At 68.9% G+C, this 16175-nt stretch carries 16 protein-coding genes and 1 tRNA gene; 9 read left to right on the forward strand and 8 right to left on the reverse strand.

The features are described 5' to 3' along the window. The first annotated feature begins 110 nt into the window (after positions 1–110). Positions 111–884 carry a DUF2786 domain-containing protein gene (locus tag ACMCNK_RS16705; RefSeq protein WP_412737327.1) on the forward strand — a complete coding sequence of 258 codons (774 nt, stop codon included), beginning with the start codon at positions 111–113 and terminating at the stop codon, positions 882–884. A gap of 68 nt (positions 885–952) precedes the next feature. On the opposite strand, the gene ACMCNK_RS16710 is transcribed toward ACMCNK_RS16705, so the two are convergent. Then, positions 953–1270 (reverse strand): SCO4225 family membrane protein, encoded by a 318-nt coding sequence (locus tag ACMCNK_RS16710; RefSeq protein ID WP_412737328.1) that lies wholly within the window; start codon positions 1268–1270, stop codon positions 953–955. 83 nt (positions 1271–1353) lie between these two features. Next, positions 1354–1794, reverse strand: a complete 441-nt coding sequence (locus tag ACMCNK_RS16715) for a MerR family transcriptional regulator (RefSeq protein WP_412737329.1) — start codon at positions 1792–1794, stop codon at positions 1354–1356. A 90-nt stretch (positions 1795–1884) separates the two neighbouring features. Between ACMCNK_RS16715 and ACMCNK_RS16720 the strand changes: the two genes are divergently transcribed. Together ACMCNK_RS16720 and ACMCNK_RS16725 are read left to right on the forward strand one after the other, a co-directional pair. Next, positions 1885–2673, forward strand: coding sequence for an amidohydrolase family protein (locus ACMCNK_RS16720; protein ID WP_412737330.1), 789 nt, complete (start codon positions 1885–1887; stop codon positions 2671–2673). Continuing rightward, entirely contained in the window at positions 2670–3017 is a 348-nt protein-coding gene (locus ACMCNK_RS16725; protein WP_412737331.1) for a hypothetical protein, read from the forward strand. The genes ACMCNK_RS16720 and ACMCNK_RS16725 overlap by 4 nt, the downstream gene beginning before the upstream one ends. Before the next feature lie 883 nt (positions 3018–3900). Here the strand turns inward: ACMCNK_RS16725 and ACMCNK_RS16730 are convergent. Continuing rightward, positions 3901–4281 (reverse strand): hypothetical protein, encoded by a 381-nt coding sequence (locus ACMCNK_RS16730; RefSeq protein ID WP_412737332.1) that lies wholly within the window; start codon positions 4279–4281, stop codon positions 3901–3903. A 52-nt stretch (positions 4282–4333) separates the two neighbouring features. Between ACMCNK_RS16730 and ACMCNK_RS16735 the strand changes: the two genes are divergently transcribed. Next, positions 4334–4939: a hypothetical protein gene (locus ACMCNK_RS16735; protein WP_412737333.1), complete on the forward strand. Its 606-nt coding sequence runs from the start codon at positions 4334–4336 to the stop codon at positions 4937–4939. A 160-nt stretch (positions 4940–5099) separates the two neighbouring features. Then, positions 5100–5618: a tyrosine-type recombinase/integrase gene (locus ACMCNK_RS16740; RefSeq protein ID WP_412740888.1), complete on the forward strand. Its 519-nt coding sequence runs from the start codon at positions 5100–5102 to the stop codon at positions 5616–5618. On the opposite strand, the gene ACMCNK_RS16745 is transcribed toward ACMCNK_RS16740, so the two are convergent. From ACMCNK_RS16745 to ACMCNK_RS16755, 3 genes are all read right to left on the reverse strand, one after another. Beyond that, a tRNA-Met gene (locus tag ACMCNK_RS16745) sits at positions 5575–5651 on the reverse strand. The two genes, ACMCNK_RS16740 and ACMCNK_RS16745, sit on opposite strands and share 44 nt — an antisense overlap. A 130-nt stretch (positions 5652–5781) precedes the next feature. Next, entirely contained in the window at positions 5782–8736 is a 2955-nt protein-coding gene (locus ACMCNK_RS16750; RefSeq protein ID WP_412740889.1) for a UPF0182 family protein, read from the reverse strand. 179 nt (positions 8737–8915) lie between these two features. After that, positions 8916–9944 carry a PDZ domain-containing protein gene (locus ACMCNK_RS16755; protein WP_412737334.1) on the reverse strand — a complete coding sequence of 343 codons (1029 nt, stop codon included), beginning with the start codon at positions 9942–9944 and terminating at the stop codon, positions 8916–8918. 145 nt (positions 9945–10089) lie between these two features. Between ACMCNK_RS16755 and ACMCNK_RS16760 the strand changes: the two genes are divergently transcribed. Further along, complete coding sequence (locus tag ACMCNK_RS16760) at positions 10090–11352, forward strand: zinc-dependent metalloprotease (protein WP_412737335.1); 1263 nt, start codon at positions 10090–10092, stop codon at positions 11350–11352. Between the two features lie 7 nt (positions 11353–11359). Here ACMCNK_RS16760 and ACMCNK_RS16765 read toward each other — a convergent pair whose 3' ends face one another. Together ACMCNK_RS16765 and ACMCNK_RS16770 are read right to left on the reverse strand one after the other, a co-directional pair. After that, positions 11360–11956, reverse strand: coding sequence for a hypothetical protein (locus tag ACMCNK_RS16765; protein WP_412737336.1), 597 nt, complete (start codon positions 11954–11956; stop codon positions 11360–11362). Positions 11957–11997: 41 nt separating this feature from the next. Beyond that, positions 11998–12531 carry a M48 family metallopeptidase gene (locus ACMCNK_RS16770; RefSeq protein WP_412737337.1) on the reverse strand — a complete coding sequence of 178 codons (534 nt, stop codon included), beginning with the start codon at positions 12529–12531 and terminating at the stop codon, positions 11998–12000. 471 nt (positions 12532–13002) lie between these two features. Between ACMCNK_RS16770 and ACMCNK_RS16775 the strand changes: the two genes are divergently transcribed. From ACMCNK_RS16775 to ACMCNK_RS16785, 3 genes are all read left to right on the forward strand, one after another. Next, positions 13003–13164: a DUF5679 domain-containing protein gene (locus ACMCNK_RS16775; protein ID WP_015625326.1), complete on the forward strand. Its 162-nt coding sequence runs from the start codon at positions 13003–13005 to the stop codon at positions 13162–13164. A gap of 214 nt (positions 13165–13378) precedes the next feature. Beyond that, positions 13379–14596, forward strand: a complete 1218-nt coding sequence (locus ACMCNK_RS16780; protein ID WP_412737338.1) for a hypothetical protein — start codon at positions 13379–13381, stop codon at positions 14594–14596. 4 nt (positions 14597–14600) lie between these two features. Then, complete coding sequence (locus tag ACMCNK_RS16785; RefSeq protein WP_412737339.1) at positions 14601–15947, forward strand: ABC1 kinase family protein; 1347 nt, start codon at positions 14601–14603, stop codon at positions 15945–15947. Positions 15948–16175 lie beyond the last annotated feature (228 nt).

Here is a 16175-nt window from a genome sequence, read left to right on the forward strand (position 1 = left end):
AGCCACCACTCGTGGCGCGCATCCTTCCCAATGCAGGAACGCGGGGGTCCGTCATCACTGCATCCCGCGCTTCTGGGAGAGTGCCTGATCTGCGCCCCGAAGGAGTACCGATGACCCCCGATCCTGCGACGCCCGGCCCGGCGGCTCCGGATCCAGGGATGCTCGACAAGGTTCGCAAGCTGCTCGCCAAGGCCGAAGACGAGGCCTGCACTCCGGCCGAAGCCGAGGCGTTCACTGTCAAGGCCGCCGCCCTGATCGCCAAATACGGCATCGACCAGGCCTTACTCGCCGACATCACGCCCGGCGCGGATGCGGTCGGCGACCGGGTGATCGACATGGACGCCCCCTACGCCCTCGACAAGGCCGGACTACTCGCCGGGATTGCTCTGGCGCTGCGCTGCAAGTCGGTACGCCGCACCGATCCCACCCCGGGCAGCCGGCGGACCTCGATGCACCTGTTCGGGTTCGGCGCCGACCTCGACCGCGTCGAACTGCTGTACACCTCGCTGTTGGTGCAGGCCGCACACGCGCTCGCCGCCACCCACGTGCCGTGGGGCGAGCACCCCGCGTCCTACCGCCGTTCCTGGTACGCCGGCTACGCCAGTGCGATCCACCGCCGTTTGCGGGATGCCGAGGCCCGCGCCTCGTCCGACGCCGAGACCGCGCGGGCCGCCCAGCACACGGCGGGCCGTTCGGTGGCGTTGGTCCTCGCCGACCGCGGCGCCCTGGTCGACGCGGCCCGGGCCACCGCCTACCCGAAGCTCGGCAGCGGACGTGCCCGCCGGTTGTCCGGATCGGGCAGCCGCGACGGCTACTCGGCAGGGCAGCGCGCCGACCTGGGCACCAGCCGGGTCGGCCGCTCCGAACGCAAGGCGGTCCGATGAGGCGCCCGCGGCCGGGTCCGGTCGTCGCACATCGGCGTGGTGCTGGGTGGACGGGAAGGCACACACCTTCACGCGTCGTACCGGCCGGCTCTGGCCCGAATGCGGCGCACCAGTGCCACCACACCGTTGATGGCGGCGGCGTTGACGAGTGCACCCACCACCACGCAACCCAGGAACACCCCGTCGTTGATGGCCCAGTCCTCGACCGCCGCCAACAGCGGAAGCGACACGGGCGCGGTCATGAGCAACGGAAATACGGCGGCAACGTTGGCGTCCGGCTGATCCCACGCCCCGATCGACAGCATCGCCCACACGGTCGCCACCGCGACGGCACCCAGGTAGATCCGCGAGAGCCAGCTACCGACGAACCACCGGACGACCCTCACGCTCACATCCTGACCGTTGCGCTGACCTGAGGAATACTCGGGACACTACGACGGCGGTCGGCGCGTCGACCCACGTCCACCATTCACGATGGGTGAGGGCCCGGCGCCTGAGCCGGAACCGATCGTTCCACCGGTTGGGCAGGTGCGCCCGGCAGTGGGACGGCATCGGTCCGGGAGTGCTCAACCGACAGGTCCAAGGTCGCGGCGATACGCTCGCGAAGTCCTGTCAGGACGCTCATCTGCCCATCGATGACACTCAGGCGTTGCCGCAACGCGTCACGGGCTGCCGGGCAGGTGGGTGTTTCGGGCTTCTCGCCGAGGCACGGAAGCAGATCGACGATCTGCGCGATGGTCAGGCCGAGTCCGATCAGCGATTGGACTTGCCGGACACGGACGACCTGCTGATGCTCGAAATCGCGGTAGCCATTGACGTCTCGGGTGCTGGACACGAGCCCGGCGTTCGCATAGTGGCGCACCATGCGCGGCGTCACGCCGGCATGCTCGGCCAGCTCTCCGATCAACACGTGCGACCCCGCTCCCCGCAGGCTTGACCTTGACACCAATGTCAAACCCTACCGTTTCGACATGACCCACCAGCCAAGGAAGACAAGCTTGTGACGATCGACATTCACGCCCACGTGACCGCGGACCTCGAACGGCGGTTGGTCGATGACGCGCGTTTGGGGATCGACCTGACTGTCCTGCTCTCCACCAGAGTGCACCCCGAACGCGCCGGCACCCTCGAGGAGGTGAAGATGGAATTCGCAGCCCTGCAAAGGGTGGTCGCCGGCACCGCAGTCGACCCGTCTGCCTTCACCGGCCCCGCAGACGAACTACGCGAAGCGCTCGACGTGCATGCCGGACGGGTTGTGGGGATGGCTGCGGCGCCATTGGCCCTCGACGAACAGATCTTGGTCGGCTTCGTCGACGAACAGCTGCGCCACGCCGCCATGGTGGGCATCGGTGAGCTCACGCCCGCACCCGGTGCGGCGCAGAGCATTCTTCCCGTCGTCCGACTGGCCGATGATCATGGGGGCATTCCCGTGCTCACCCACGGTTTCGCGCCCAACACCGACACCGACCTGCGTGTCTATGCCGACATCGCGCGCCGGCATCCCCGTGTGCCGATCATCATCGGCGCCTTCGGTGGCCTGAATGCCATGCTCGCCGTCGAACTCGCCCGTGACGTTGGCAACCTTCATCTGGACCTGTCCAGCGTCCTGCAAGCATTTGTCCTCAAGGCCGCTGTGCAGGAGATCCCCCACAGGTGCATGTTCGGTTCCAACACCCCATACGGAGTACCAGCCGCTTCGTTGGCCACCCTCCACAGCGTCATCGACGACGCTCAACTACTGGCCGCAGTCCTGCACGACAACGCGGCAAAGCTATGGAAAATCACTTGATCGACCGCGCACTCATCGGCGAGATCCTGACGCGGGGACTCGGCAAACGTCGCTCCGTACAGTCGATGATTTGGGCCGGTTCGGCCGTCAGCTCACCCCCGAGCTTGCGGATTGCGATGACTTCGGTGCATTCGGTGGCGTACGCGGCTCTGCATTGCGAACCCGTACGCCGACATCTGGCCTTGGGTTTGAGTCAGGTGGCCGGGCACTCGTTCATGGGCATCGACCTCCGGAGGACAGCAGTCATGAAAGAAGCAATGGCCGCGCTCCTCCTGCTCGGGCTCGTTGCCCTTGGGCTCGCGCTGGCGTTCAACGTCCGCGCTATCACCAGCGAGAGCACGTGAAGAAGTCGGTGGCAGCGGGCCGCCCCATCGGCATCAGCCCGCGGCCTGATCCGGCCGACCCGGCGGCGAGAGGCATGAAAACGGCCCCCCAGAGATTCTCCGAGGGGCCGTTTCCGCGGTAGCGCGGACAGGATTTGAACCTGCGACCTCTGGGTTATGAGGTGATCAAGCGGCGTCTCGTGGTTCTCGTGGGATGGCTGACGTCCTGGTCATCGGTCTGCCTCACCCCGTGGTTGCCCCGGGTTGTCCCACCGGTTCCTGCCTACTGCCACCGGGTCCCGTTCCCAAGCTGGTTCCCATCGGAACCCGCTCGGGTACGACCATACTGCCAGCGCGGAGCACGGCCGTCCGGCAGGTGCACCAGGGATGGAAACCTGCGGTGAATCGATTCCCGTCTGCCGCACTACCGCCCCCGAGGCTGCCATCGGTGCCGTCAACTGCTGCCGTCAGTGGGCCTGGCGCTGTTCGTCGATCCGGGTAAAGCCCAGTTTTCCTCAGGTCGATGCTCGTGCCGGCGATTAGCCACGGGACGTGTGGACGGTTGGGAGGGTTCTGTGCTCGAAGCTATTGGGTTCCTGGCCACTCTCACCTGATGGTGGGCATGGTTTCTCCTCAATCAGTTGATCGTCGAGCGGAAGGGCATCGACCCTCGCCCCTGGTTCACGCCCAGTTGGTGGGGACCGATCGGGACGCTTCTCATCGTTTTGACGGAGCCCAAGGGTTGGCGGAGCGCCCCGCGCCCACCTGCCTGAAATCGGAAGGTCGGCGGTTCGACCCCGATCTTGGCCACCAGCGCCCGAACGGTGCGCAGCGCGACCCGAGGCATCCGAGGGGCAAGCCAGCTTGCTGGCGCGGCAGCCGATCGCCCGGCGCTCGACGCGGCTCAGCCCGGCTGGCGATCGTCACGGCCGGGGGTCGGGAACTGGGACACTTCGGCCTCGCCGTCGTGGGCTTCCACCGCTGGCTGCCCGTCACCTACGAGATCTCCGTACTCGTGCATCAGGTCGATGAGACGGCGCAGCAGGGGCCAGGGAATCTTCGGCTCTCCATGGGCGAGGAAGACGGCCTCCGTTGCGGGTGCTGGGGTGAAGGAGCCGTCAGGAGTCAGGTCCGGGATACGGAACTCGATGTAGTCGTTGCGGTTAGGGTCGTTATCCACGGCATACAGCTCGTAGCACCAGGCATCGAATTCGGCGTGGTGGAAGTTGTTGACCTCGTACTGCACACCGTCGTGGATCCACCGATGATGCGACAGGTACGCCATGCCTACAGGTTCCCAGGTCCACCGCGTGAGGAGCCCCGGTATGGTGCCGACCATGCCTAAGGACGACGCGACTGGTCTGAGTCGCGTCCTGATCCTGGGCGGTCCCGGTAGTGGCAAGACGACGCTTGCTCGCGCCTTGGGGTCTCGGCTGCCCATGCCGCATCACGAGCTCGACCGGGTGGCATACGACCCTCCGGACGGTAAGCCGGATGCCCCCTTTTGGCAGTGGGCGAGAGTCCCGGACGGGGTACGCCAGGAGCGTGCGATTGCCCTCGCCGCCAGTGGCCGCTGGGTGGCAGACGGTCTGTATGCAGGCTGGACCGCCCCCCTGCGCGATGCGGCTGACATCATCATTTGGCTCGACCTGCCTCCGCGGGTGACCACATGGCGGGTGATCAAGCGAGCCGTCGCGCACCGCTGGCGTGGCGGCCGTGACTGGGACATCCGCTCCGTGCTTCGGGTGGCGCGCGGAACGCGCAGTTACAGCACACGCCCGGCTGCGACCGTCAAGCAGTTGCGGGAACGCGACAGCGCCAACGGCGCTCACACGCTTGAGGCTTTCCTTCGCCCGGCGACCCATCGGGTCGCTCGCTGCCGCAATGCGCGGCAGGTGCGGCAGACCTTGGCGGAGCTGCTTTCGCTGGCACTGGAAATCTAGGCCGTCCACCATCTTCTTGGATAGAACGCCAAACATCAATTGACAATAGACAAAACAACCTGCGCCGACCCGGGTGGTGGTCGACGGCAAGGCGATTGACGAGGACGGCAAGACGGAGGACGGCCGCCGGACCGTCTCGCTCGATCCGCAGACCGTCGCCGTGCTGCGGGGGCATCTCGCCATACTGGACGAGGAACGGAGGGCGTGGGGAGGCAGCTACCCGGATCACGGCAAGCTGTTCTGCTTCGAGGATGGCCGCCAGATCCACCCGGACACGATCACCCGGCGATTCAACCGCCTGGTCGACCGCACCGGCCTGCCCCGGATCACCCTGCACGGAGTCCGGCATAGCTACGCCACCGTGTCCATCAACGCCGGAATCAACGTCAACGCGCTCAGCGAACGGATCGGGCACAGCAGCGCGGCCTTCACGATGCAGACCTACGTGCACCGCTCAGGCGATCAGGTGCGGGATGCCCACACCGCCGTCACGGTCGCCGGTCTGATCTTCGGCAAGACCCGGACCGCCCCACGACGTGACCGCCCGGGTAGTCACAGGGGGCCCGCTGGTCACAGAGTTGGTCACCGGGACATGAAAACGGGCCCTCAGAGAATCTCTGAGGGCCCGTTTCCCGTGGTAGCGGGGACAGGATTTGAACCTGCGACCTCTGGGTTATGAGCCCAGCGAGCTACCGAGCTGCTCCACCCCGCGTCGGCTCGTTAACACTAGCGCAACCCCACGGCTGCCTGCAAAACCACCCCCCGAGACCCCCGCCACATTCCTCGTGACAGCGAAGGCCCCGCCGCGCACGCGACGGGGCCTTCGCTGTCATATCTGCAGGTCAGCTGCTTGGCTTCGGGTTCGCGGACGGTGGTGTTGTTGGGGCTGCCGAGGCGGGAGCGGACGGACCCGTGTTCGGGACGCTTACGCCGGCCGCTTTCTGCGCGTTCTGGAAGTTGGTCATCGCCTGATCCAGTGCCTGCATCGCCTGGCCCCAGCGGGTGAAGTCGCCCGACTGCTGCGCGGCCTTGACGTTGGCGATGGCCTGGTCCAGATCCGCCGCGGCCTGGGCGAGCTGTCCGGTGAGCGCGGGCGGCTGGGTACCGGACGTCGGCGGCTTGCCGTCGTTACTGCCGCTGGACCCTGCTCTGTTCTTGGCCTGGGTGACGAGCGCGTCGAGGCCCTGTTTCAGGCTGTCGGCGAGCACGACGTACTCGCCACCGTCGCCGTAGGACATGAGGACCTTCTGAAGCAGGGGTACGGCGTTCTCCTGGCCGCTCTTGACGTATACCGGCTCGACGTACAACATGCCGTCGCCGACGGGCAGAGAGATGAGGTTGCCGAACAGGACCTGGCTCTGGTTGCTATTGGACAGCAGCGTGAGCTCGGAACGTACGGCTGCGTTGTTGGTCATCTTCTGGTGCACCTGCACGGGACCGGGGATGACCGTCTGATCCGGCAACTCCAGCACTTCCAGGCGGGGCTGGTCGTCGACGTACGAGCCGGAGATCAGCGCCGCCAGGTTCTCCCGGTTGTTCGGGGTCACCGCGGAGGTGAGCTGGAAGCGGGTGTCGTCCTGGCCGGGCAGTTGCACGTTGAGGTAGTACGGCGGCTGCTGGACCTGCCGATCGGGGTTGTCCGGGGCGTTCGGGACCTGCCAGAAGTCCTGCCCGCTGAAGTACTCGGCCGGGTTGGTGACGTGGAAGCGGGCCAGCAGGTTGCGCTGCACCTTGAACAGGTCGGCCGGGTACCGGAAGTGCGCGGACAGGGCCTTCGGGGTCTCTGCCTTCGGGGTGATCAGGTGGCCGCCGAACGCCTGGTTCCACGCCTTGAGCACCGGGTCGTGCTCGTCGAACTCGTACAGGGTCACCGTGCCGTCGTACGCATCGACCGTGGCTTTGACCGAGTTGCGCATGTAGTTGACGTTGTCGCGCGCCAGCTCGAACGTGCCCTGGTTGGTGAGCTCGTCGCGGGTCTGCTGCTGCAGGTTGATCCGCTGGGCGTACGGGTACGTCGACGCGGTCGTGTAGCCATCCAGGATCCACTTGATCCGCCCGTTCACCACGGCGGGGTACGGGTCGCCGTCGATGGTCAGGAACGGCGCCACCTTCTCGACGCGGGAGCGGGGGTCACGCACGTACATGAGGCGGGAGTTTTTGTTGACCGCGTCGGAGAGCAGGAAGTTGCTCTCCGCGTTCTTGATGGCGAAGACGAACCGGCGGAACGTCGACCCGATCGGCACGCCGCCGGTGCCCTCGTACGTGTACCGCTCCCCGGCGTTGTTGTCGCCGGGCTGGGGCCGGTCGAACTCGACGTTCTTGCTCTTGTCGGCCTGCCCGACGATGGCGTACTCGCTGGCCTGCTCGCCGTAGTAGATCCGGGGCTGGTCGACCTTGATCTCCTCGGTCGGCGAGGAGCAGTTGGCCTGCTGGCCCGCGCCGAGGAAGCCGGAGACGAAGTACGGCAGCCCGCCGCCGCAGACCTGGTTGGCGGGGGCGGCGACGAGCCCGTACCCGTGGGTGAAGACGGTGTGCCGGTTGAGCCAGTTCCGCTGCTGCGGGGTGAGCTGGCGGTCGTTGATCTCGCGGACGCCGACGACGTAGTCGCGGGTGGTGCCGTCGACGTCGTACCGGTCGACGTCGAGCTTCTGGCCGAAGTCGTAGAAGCCGCGCACCTGCTGGGACTGGGTGAACGCCTCGGAGACCAGCTGCGGGTCGATCAGCCGGACATTCTGGGCGCTGGTGTTGGCGGGCAGCGTCGACGGCGGCGTGGTGTTCGACGCGTTGTAGGCGCGTACGTCGGTCTGGTCGAGGCCGAACGCCTGCCTGGTCGCGGCGATGGAGCGCGCGATGTACGGCGATTCCTTGTCCTGCAGGCTCGGCTGGACCTGGAAGTTCTGCACCGCGAGGGGGTAGATGCCGCCGATCGCGACCGCGGAGATGGCCAGCAGGCCGAGGGCGACGCCGGGCCAGACCAGGTTGCGCATGACCGCGTTGGAGAACACGATGATCGCGATTGCCACCACGATCGAGATGTACGCGAGGATCTCCTTGGCGGGCAGCAGCGCGTTGACGTCGGTGTAGCCGGCGCCGAACAGGCCCGGGGAAACGTGCTGCTCCATCAGCAGCGCCCGCCGGTCGAGGATGTAGGCGACCGCCTTGAGCAGGACAAAGAACGCCACGAGCGTGGTCAAATGGGCGCGCGCGGCCGAGGTCATCCGGTCCCCGACGCCCTGCAGCCGGACCCCGCCGAAGATGTAGTGCACCGTCAGCGCACCGATCACGGACAGCACGATCGCGGTGAAGCCGACCCCGAGCAGGTAGCGCCACAGCGGGTAGTCGAAGACGTAGAACCCGATGTCCACCTTGAACTGCGGGTCACGGATGCCGAAGGGCTGGGCGTTGCGGAACAACATCCAGTCCTTCCACCGGCTCTGCGCGCTCAGCCCGGCAAAGAAGCCGATAACGGCACAGACCACCGTGATCCACGTGCCGATCCGCGGGGCGATGATCATTCGGTACCGCTCGAGCGTGGCCTGCTCGGCGGAGTGCGGGCGCAGCAGCGGCCGCAGCCGGTACGCGAGGTACAGGTTCGCCCCGATGATCAGGGCCATCGCGAAGCCGACCGTGACGAACAGCAGCAACCGGGTCTCCAAGACCCCTTTGAAGACGTTCGTGAAGTCGACCTCTTTGAACCACAGCCAGTCGGTGTACGCGTCGATGCCCCAGCCGAGCAGCGTGAAAAGAAGGAATACCCCGACGAGGACGCCCACGGTCACGCGACCACGACGGCTCATCCTCGGCAGCGGGCTGTTACGCATGACCAACGTTGGCTCCACACACTCGGTCTCGCCGTTCGCCGGCCGCGGCGGCCGGCTGGTGACTCACACTACGATGCCGTCCCGGTGCACCCCGTACACCTGGACCGATTCTTGCGCGGCCGGCGCCGGGCGGCGAGACCACACGACGACCCCGTTCAGGCGGCCGGGCAGGGGGTCGGCGTCCCGCCGCTGGTGAACGTCTTGACCGCCGTCAGCGCGTCGTCGACGGTGGCCACCTTCGCCATCGGCAGGCCGGGGACGGAGTTGCGCACAGCTTCGGCACAGTTGTCCGCGGGCACGAGGAAGATCTGCGCTCCGGCGTTCTTGGCGCCGACCAGTTTCTGGGGAATCCCGCCGATCGGCCCGACGTCGCCGTCGTCGTCGATGGTGCCCGTACCGGCGATGATCTTGCCGCCGGTGAGGTCCTCGGGGCTCAGCTTGTCGATGATGCCCAGGGTGAACATGAGGCCCGCGCTGGGCCCGCCGATCTCGTCCAGGGCGATCTTGACCGTGAAGGGGTGCGGCTGGCGCTTCTCGATCTCCACCCCGATCCGGGGGGTTTTGCCGTCCTTGTCAGCCTTGGAGCTGATCGTGACCGTGCCCGGCTTGCCGTCCCGCGTGTAGGTCACGCTCAGCCCGGTGCCGGCCGGTTTGGCCCGAATCAGCTCGGTCAGCTTCTCCGGGCTGGTGACCGAGGTGCCGTCGACCGCCGTGACGACGTCACCCGCGCGGAGCTTGCCCTCCGAGGGGCCACCCGCGGTGACGTTCTTCACGTACGTCTGGACGGGGTAACCCAGCTTGCGCAGCGCCACCGTCTCGGCGGACGACTGCGACGACTGGAACTCCTCCTTGTTGTCCTGCTCGACCTGCTTCTCGCTGCGGTCCGGCGGGTAGATCAGCTCGCGCGGCACGACCGCCTGCTCCTTGCTGAACCAGCCACGGATGGCCCAGATCAGCTCGACGTCGGGCTGCACGCCGACCGTGGTCATCCGCAACTGACCGGTGGACGTCGAGGTTGCGGCCTTCGTCACCTGAATGACTTCTTTGCCATTGTCCGAGCCGAGCGTGTTCACCGTCGGCCCCGGCTTGAGCACCACATACGGCAGGGGCGTGGCCATGACACCGATTGCCAGCAACGCGGTGAACAGGGCGCCGAGGATGACGGTGACACCGCGACGTCTCATGCGCGGAAGCGTATCCAACCTTCCTGAGTTCTCCCTGAGCTGGGACTTGCGTCATCCTGTACCGCTCCTGGCAACCTGCTGAGTTCTCTCTGAGCGGACGCCTGCGTCGGTTCCGGGCGGGCGGTTCACGCGTACCGTGGACCTCGTGCCTGATATCCCGTTCGGCTTCTCGCTGCCCGGCGCCCAGCCGCCCGACCCGTCCGACCCCCAGCAGATGCAGCAGTTCATGGCCCAGCTGCAGCAGATGTTCGCCGCCCCCGGCAACGGCCCGGTGAACTGGGACCTGGCCCGGCAGGTGGCGGCCAGCCAGCTTGCCGCGGCGGGTGACCCCGCGGTGACCATCGTCGAGCGCACCCAGGTCGAGGAGTCGCTGCGGCTCGCCGACCTCTGGCTCGACCCGGTGTCGGCGCTGCCGTCGGGCATCCGCTCGGCCGCCGCGTGGAACCGCAACGAATGGATCTACAACACGCTCGACGTGTGGCAAAAGCTGTGCGACCCGATCGCCGGGCGCATGGTCGGCGCGATGAGCGACCTGGTGCCCGAGGAGGCGCGGGCCCAGCTCGGGCCGATGCAGTCCATGGTGGCGACCCTGGGCGGCGCGCTCTTCGGCGGTCAGCTCGGTCAGGCGCTGGGCCAGCTCGCGGCCGAGGTGCTCTCGGCCGGCGACATCGGCCTGCCGCTCGGCCCGGCCGGCACGGCCGCGCTCATCCCGGTCAACATCAAGGCGTACGGCGAGGGCCTGGAGCTGCCGGAGGACCAGGTCCGGCTCTACGTGGCCCTGCGCGAGGCCGCCCACCAGCGGCTGTTCCAGCACGTCCCGTGGCTGCGGGCACACGTGCTCAGCGCGGTGGAGACGTACGCGAACGGGATCACGGTCAACCGGGACGCGATCGAGGAGGCGATGAGCCGCGTCGACCCGTCCGACCCGGAGTCGATGCAGGCGATGGCGTTGGAGGGCATCTTCACGCCCGAGGACACCCCGCAGCAGAAGGCGAGCCTGGCCCGGCTGGAGACCGCGCTGGCGCTCATCGAGGGCTGGGTCGGCACCGTCGTCGACAGCGCGGCGGGCGACCGGCTGCCGTCCGTGGCCGCGCTCGGCGAGGCGTTCCGGCGGCGGCGCGGCGCGGGCGGTCCGGCGGAGCAGACGTTCGCGGCGCTGGTCGGTCTGGAGCTGCGGCCTCGGCGGCTGCGCGAGGCGGGTGCGCTGTGGGGGGCGCTCGCCGAGCAGCGCGGCATCCAGGGCCGCGACGCGCTCTGGGAGCACCCCGACCTGCTGCCCACCGACGACGATTTCGCCGACCCACAGGCGTTCGCCCGGGCCCGGACGGACTGGGACATCGCCGACCTGGAGAAGCTCGGGCAGGAGGACCAGTCCGGCGATCAGCAGGGGGACGACAAGCAGCCGTAGCGGCCGTTCACCCGCCGAGCAGCGCGCGGGTGGCGTCCCACCCTTCGAGGGCCGGGTCGAGCGCGGCCAGCTCGGCCGGGCCGCGAAGGCGGTGCCAGTCGGGCGTCGACTCCACCAGGCTTGGCTGCGGCGCGCACCGGCGAAGCGACATCGGTGACGCGTCGTCCAGGTCGTGGTCGGGCAGCCAGTCCGGGGCGGGCAGCCGCGCCGCCACGCCCAGAAGTCCGGGCCCGGGAGCGGCGGGAGACACGGCCACGGGCTTGCCGGACAGCGGACGCAACAGCTTGCCGAGGATCATGCCGGGTACGTCGGGGGCGTCGGCCGCGATGATCGCCGCCTCGTCGAAGCCGTCCGCGGTGGCCGCCGTGAGCACCGGCCGTACGGTCGCGGTGGGTATGTCGTAGATCCGCATGCCGGGCCAGGCGATCTCCTCGGCCAGCGGCCGGTCGGGGCCGGTCGCGGCGATCGCCGGCTCCGCCTGGGCCAGCCGGGCGAGCAGGTCGACGACGTCCTCGGCGAGCGCCGCCCGCCACGCGGCGGCCTCCGTGCCGGGCGGACACCAGGGCACGGGCACGAGCATCGCGACGACGATCCGCTTCACCACGGCCCGAGGCTAGCGACAACGGCCCGGCAAGGAACGGCGGGTCAGTCCTCGGGCAGGACGAGACCGGTGGCGGCGGAGATGCCCTCCAGGTAGCCGCGGGCGCGTTCCGCCCGGGGGTAGCGGTTGACCAGGTCCCAGAAGCGGGCGCTGTGGCTGGGGACGACCAGGTGGGCGAGCTCGTGCAGCAGCACGTAGTCGATGACCCAGTCGGGCATCTCCTGGATCCGGTGGGAGATGCGGATCGTGCCGTCATCCGGCGTACAGGAGCCCCAGCGGCCGTTCTGATTCGTCACCCACCGGACGCTGTTGGGCGAGGCGTTCAGCGCGTGGTCGGCGAGGTAGCGGTTGATCAGGCGCCCGGCGCGGAGTTGCAGCTCGTCGTCGGTGCGCTGGATGCGTTCCTCGCGGGCGGCGAGGCGCGCGAGCATCCGGGCGACCCACTCGCTCTCCTCGGCGCGGGAGAACCGGTCCGGGATGAGCACGACAACGCGCTCACCGTCGCGGTATGCGGACACCGTTCGGCGTCGGCGCTGGCTGCGCCGCACTTCGACCACAGGCTTCCGCGTGCGGGCCATTACCGGCTCGCGCGGCCCAGTTTCGGGTTCACGTTGAGACGCTAATCCGTGAGACCCTGGTCACCGCAAGACCATGACGGGCGACACGCGGCAGAAATTTGAGCTTTGTACCGATGCGCCCGGAAGAATTTTCCGTGCTGCAACACGGCGCGTCGAACCCGGATGACGATAACCACCAGGATCGGCTGAGCGGCAGCGCCTTTCTGTACTGTTTGGGAGCTTCTGAGCGTATTCCTCGGCGTGTCCCGGCATATCTGCCCCTATTCGGACATCTCGCATCGCACACTCACGACGTCGGCGACACCGTCGACGTCTGCGCTGACATGGAAACGGCCCGACCTGGGTAGTGAGCGCCCCGAGCGGGTGGCCACATCCACGTGGTCGCGGAGCGGTCCAGCGCCGAACAGGGAAGCGGCCCACCGCCGCCCAGGCGCCGGGCCGACCCGGCCGACAACGAGACGAGGAGGAACCGTGGCCGACAACACGTACAACGGCTACTGCGTGAAGTGCAAGGAGAAGCGCGACTTCCAGGGCACCGTGGAGGTCTCGAAGACCGGGATGAACATGGCCAAAGGCAAGTGCCCGGTCTGCGGCACCACCGTGAACCGCATCCTGGGCAAGGCCAAGGCCTGATCGCTCTTCAGGCCGGACGGGGGCGGCGGCGAAGTCGCCCCGTCCGGCCATAACCTGTAGCCGCCGCACCACGTTAGGTGATTGGCGGCGTTCCACGCAGCCCGTCAGGGGCTGTGGATAACTGGCGTACGCCTGTGGACAACCCTGCGCAGGCGCGTCGAGGCCTGTGGATAACAGTCACGGTGGCGCACCGGGCGGTGACATTCTGTCACTCATGACGCGCACTCCACTGCTGCGCCCGGTACTGCTGCCCGGGACACCCCGACTCTGGCGAGGGTCTCACACGCTGCAGCTAGGGCTCGATCCGTCCCGGGCCGTCCTGGTCGACCTGCCCGACCCTCGCGCTGCCGGGCTGCTCGACCTGCTCGACGGCACCCGGCCCGAGCGGGTGATTCTCGCCCGCGCCGCCACGATGGGCGTCCCGCCGGACGAGGCGCGGGCCCTGCTGGACGCCCTGCACACCACCGGGTATGTGCTGGCCGGGCGCCACCTGCTGCCCCCGGCCCTGCCACCCGAAACCCGAGACCGGCTCACCGGCGAGGCCGCCGCACTGGCCCTACGACGTACCGGCCCGCCGCAGCGTCACCCGGGCGCGCCAGGTGCGAGCGCGACGTCGCCCACGCCGGGCGGAGTCCCCGCCCGGACCCTGCGCCGCAGAGCCGCGGCCCAGGTCGTCGTGGCCGGGCGTGGGCGGCTCGGCGCGCCGGTCGCGGTGGCTCTCGCCTCAGCCGGGGTCGGCCACGTCGACCCGGACCTCCCGGGCCGGGTCAGCCGCGCCGATCTCCCCGGCGGGCCGCTGACCGGCGACGACGTCGGAGTGCCGAGCCGCGATGCGGTCGCCGCCGCGATCCATCGCGCGGCACCCGGGACCCGGACCGGGCCCATCCGGCGGGGCCAGGCCGGGCTCGTCGTCCAGCTCGGGCAGGACCAGCCTGCCGCGCTGCTCGCCGCAGCGCACGCGGCGCGTCGCCAGGCCCACCTCGCCGTGGCGGTGCACCACGGCGTACCGGTCGTGGGGCCTCTCGTGCCGCCCGCCGGCGGCCCCTGCCTGAACTGCCTCGACCTGCACCGACGCGACCGCGACACCACGTGGCCGGGCGGCGTACCCGGCCCGCGGGCGGCCGAACCCTGCACCGTGGCGACACTGCTGGCCGCCACGGCGTACGCCACGGCCGAAGCGCTCACCTTCATCGACGGTGGCGCACCCGAAACGCTGGGCGCCGCCGTCGAGATCGCCGCACCGGGCCGGTTCCGGCGGCGCACCTGGCCGCCGCACCCGGACTGCGGCTGCACCCGGGTTCGGAGCGTCCGCCGACGGCAAGCGATGGGACCGACGCCGTCCGGAGGCCGCGGGACAACCGGACTTGGGGCACAAGCGGTCCCAAACGCATTCATCCCGGTCCGTGCGCCTCGGCAGCGTCAGTCACAATGATCTGGTGAGCGACATCCCGCGTCGCGCGGCCTCCCGGACCGCCCGGCTTGCCGCCCTGCCCCTCGGCTTCGCCGGACGCACGGCGCTCGGGCTCGGCAAGCGGGCCGTCGGCATGGCATCCGAAGTCATCTCCGCCGACATCCAGCAGCGCACGGCCGAGCAACTGTTCAGCGTGCTCGGCCAGCTCAAGGGCGGCGCGATGAAGTTCGGCCAGGCCCTTTCGGTGTTCGAGGCGGCGCTGCCCGAGGAGATGGCCGGGCCGTACCGGCAAGCGCTGACCAAACTGCAGGAGGCGGCGCCGCCGATGCCGGTCGCCTCGGTGCACAAGGCACTCGCCGAGCAACTGGGCGCAGACTGGCGCGAGCACTTCGTGGAATTCGACGACAGCCCGGCCGCGGCGGCCTCCATCGGCCAGGTGCACCGTGCGGTGTGGAAGGTGCCACCGGCCCGCCGCAACGCGAAGCCCAAGACCCTGCCGGTCGCGGTCAAGGTGCAGTACCCAGGTGCGGGAGACGCCCTGCTCGCGGACCTCAAGCAGCTGTCCCGGCTCGCCGGGATGTTCAAGATCATCCACCCCGGGATGGACATCAAGCCGCTCCTGGCCGAACTTCGCGAGCGCATCACCGAGGAACTCGACTACGCCATGGAGGCCGATACCCAGCGCGCCTTCGCCGCCGCGTACGCGGACGACCCCGAGATCTTCGTGCCGCAGGTGATCACGGCAGCGCCGCGCGTACTGGTCACCGAATGGGTCGAGGGCACCCCGCTGGCCCGGGTGATCAGCGACGGCGACCAGGCGCAGCGCGACGAGGCCGGACGGCTCATGGCCATCCTGCACTTCTCCGCCCCATCCCGGGCGGGCCTGCTGCACGCCGACCCCCACCCGGGCAACTTCCGCGTCCTGGCGGACGGACGGCTCGGCGTCATCGACTTCGGCGCAGTTGCACGGCTGCCCGGCGGCCATCCGGAGCCGATCGGCCGACTCGTCCGGCTCGCCCTGGACGGGGACGCCGAGGCGGTCGCCGACGGGCTGCGCGACGAGGGCTTCATCAAGCCGGACGACGAGCTCGACGCGGTCGCCGTGCTCAACTTCCTGCGCCCGATGATCGAGCCGCTGGCCAGTGCGGAGTTCCGGTTCACCCGGTCGTGGCTGCGTTCCGAGGCCACCCGGCTGTCCAGCCCACGCTCGCCCGCGTACCAGCTCAGCCGCAAACTCAACCTGCCGCCGTCCTACCTGCTGATCCACCGGGTGACGCTGGGCTCCATCGGGGTGCTGTGCCAACTGGAGGCACAGGCGCCGTACCGGTCGATCGTGGAGAAATGGCTGCCCGGGTTCACCCCGGTGAGCTGACGCCCGGCAGACATCGCGAAGGGGCCCGTCCGCGAATCGCGGACGGGCCCCTGTCATGTGAGCGGGTCAGGTGCTCGATCGATCAGTAACGGATGCTGCCCAGCTCGCCAGCAGCGCGGTAGCGCGCCTCGGTGGCGATCTGACGAGCGGGACGGTGCGCCTCAGTGCGGTACGCCTGAGGCCGACGCATTCGGGCACGGGACAACGCTTCTTGGATGAGTCTCATCT

Origin of the sequence: Krasilnikovia sp. MM14-A1259, assembly GCF_047159535.1 — a bacterium.
Lineage (GTDB): Bacteria > Actinomycetota > Actinomycetes > Mycobacteriales > Micromonosporaceae > Actinoplanes.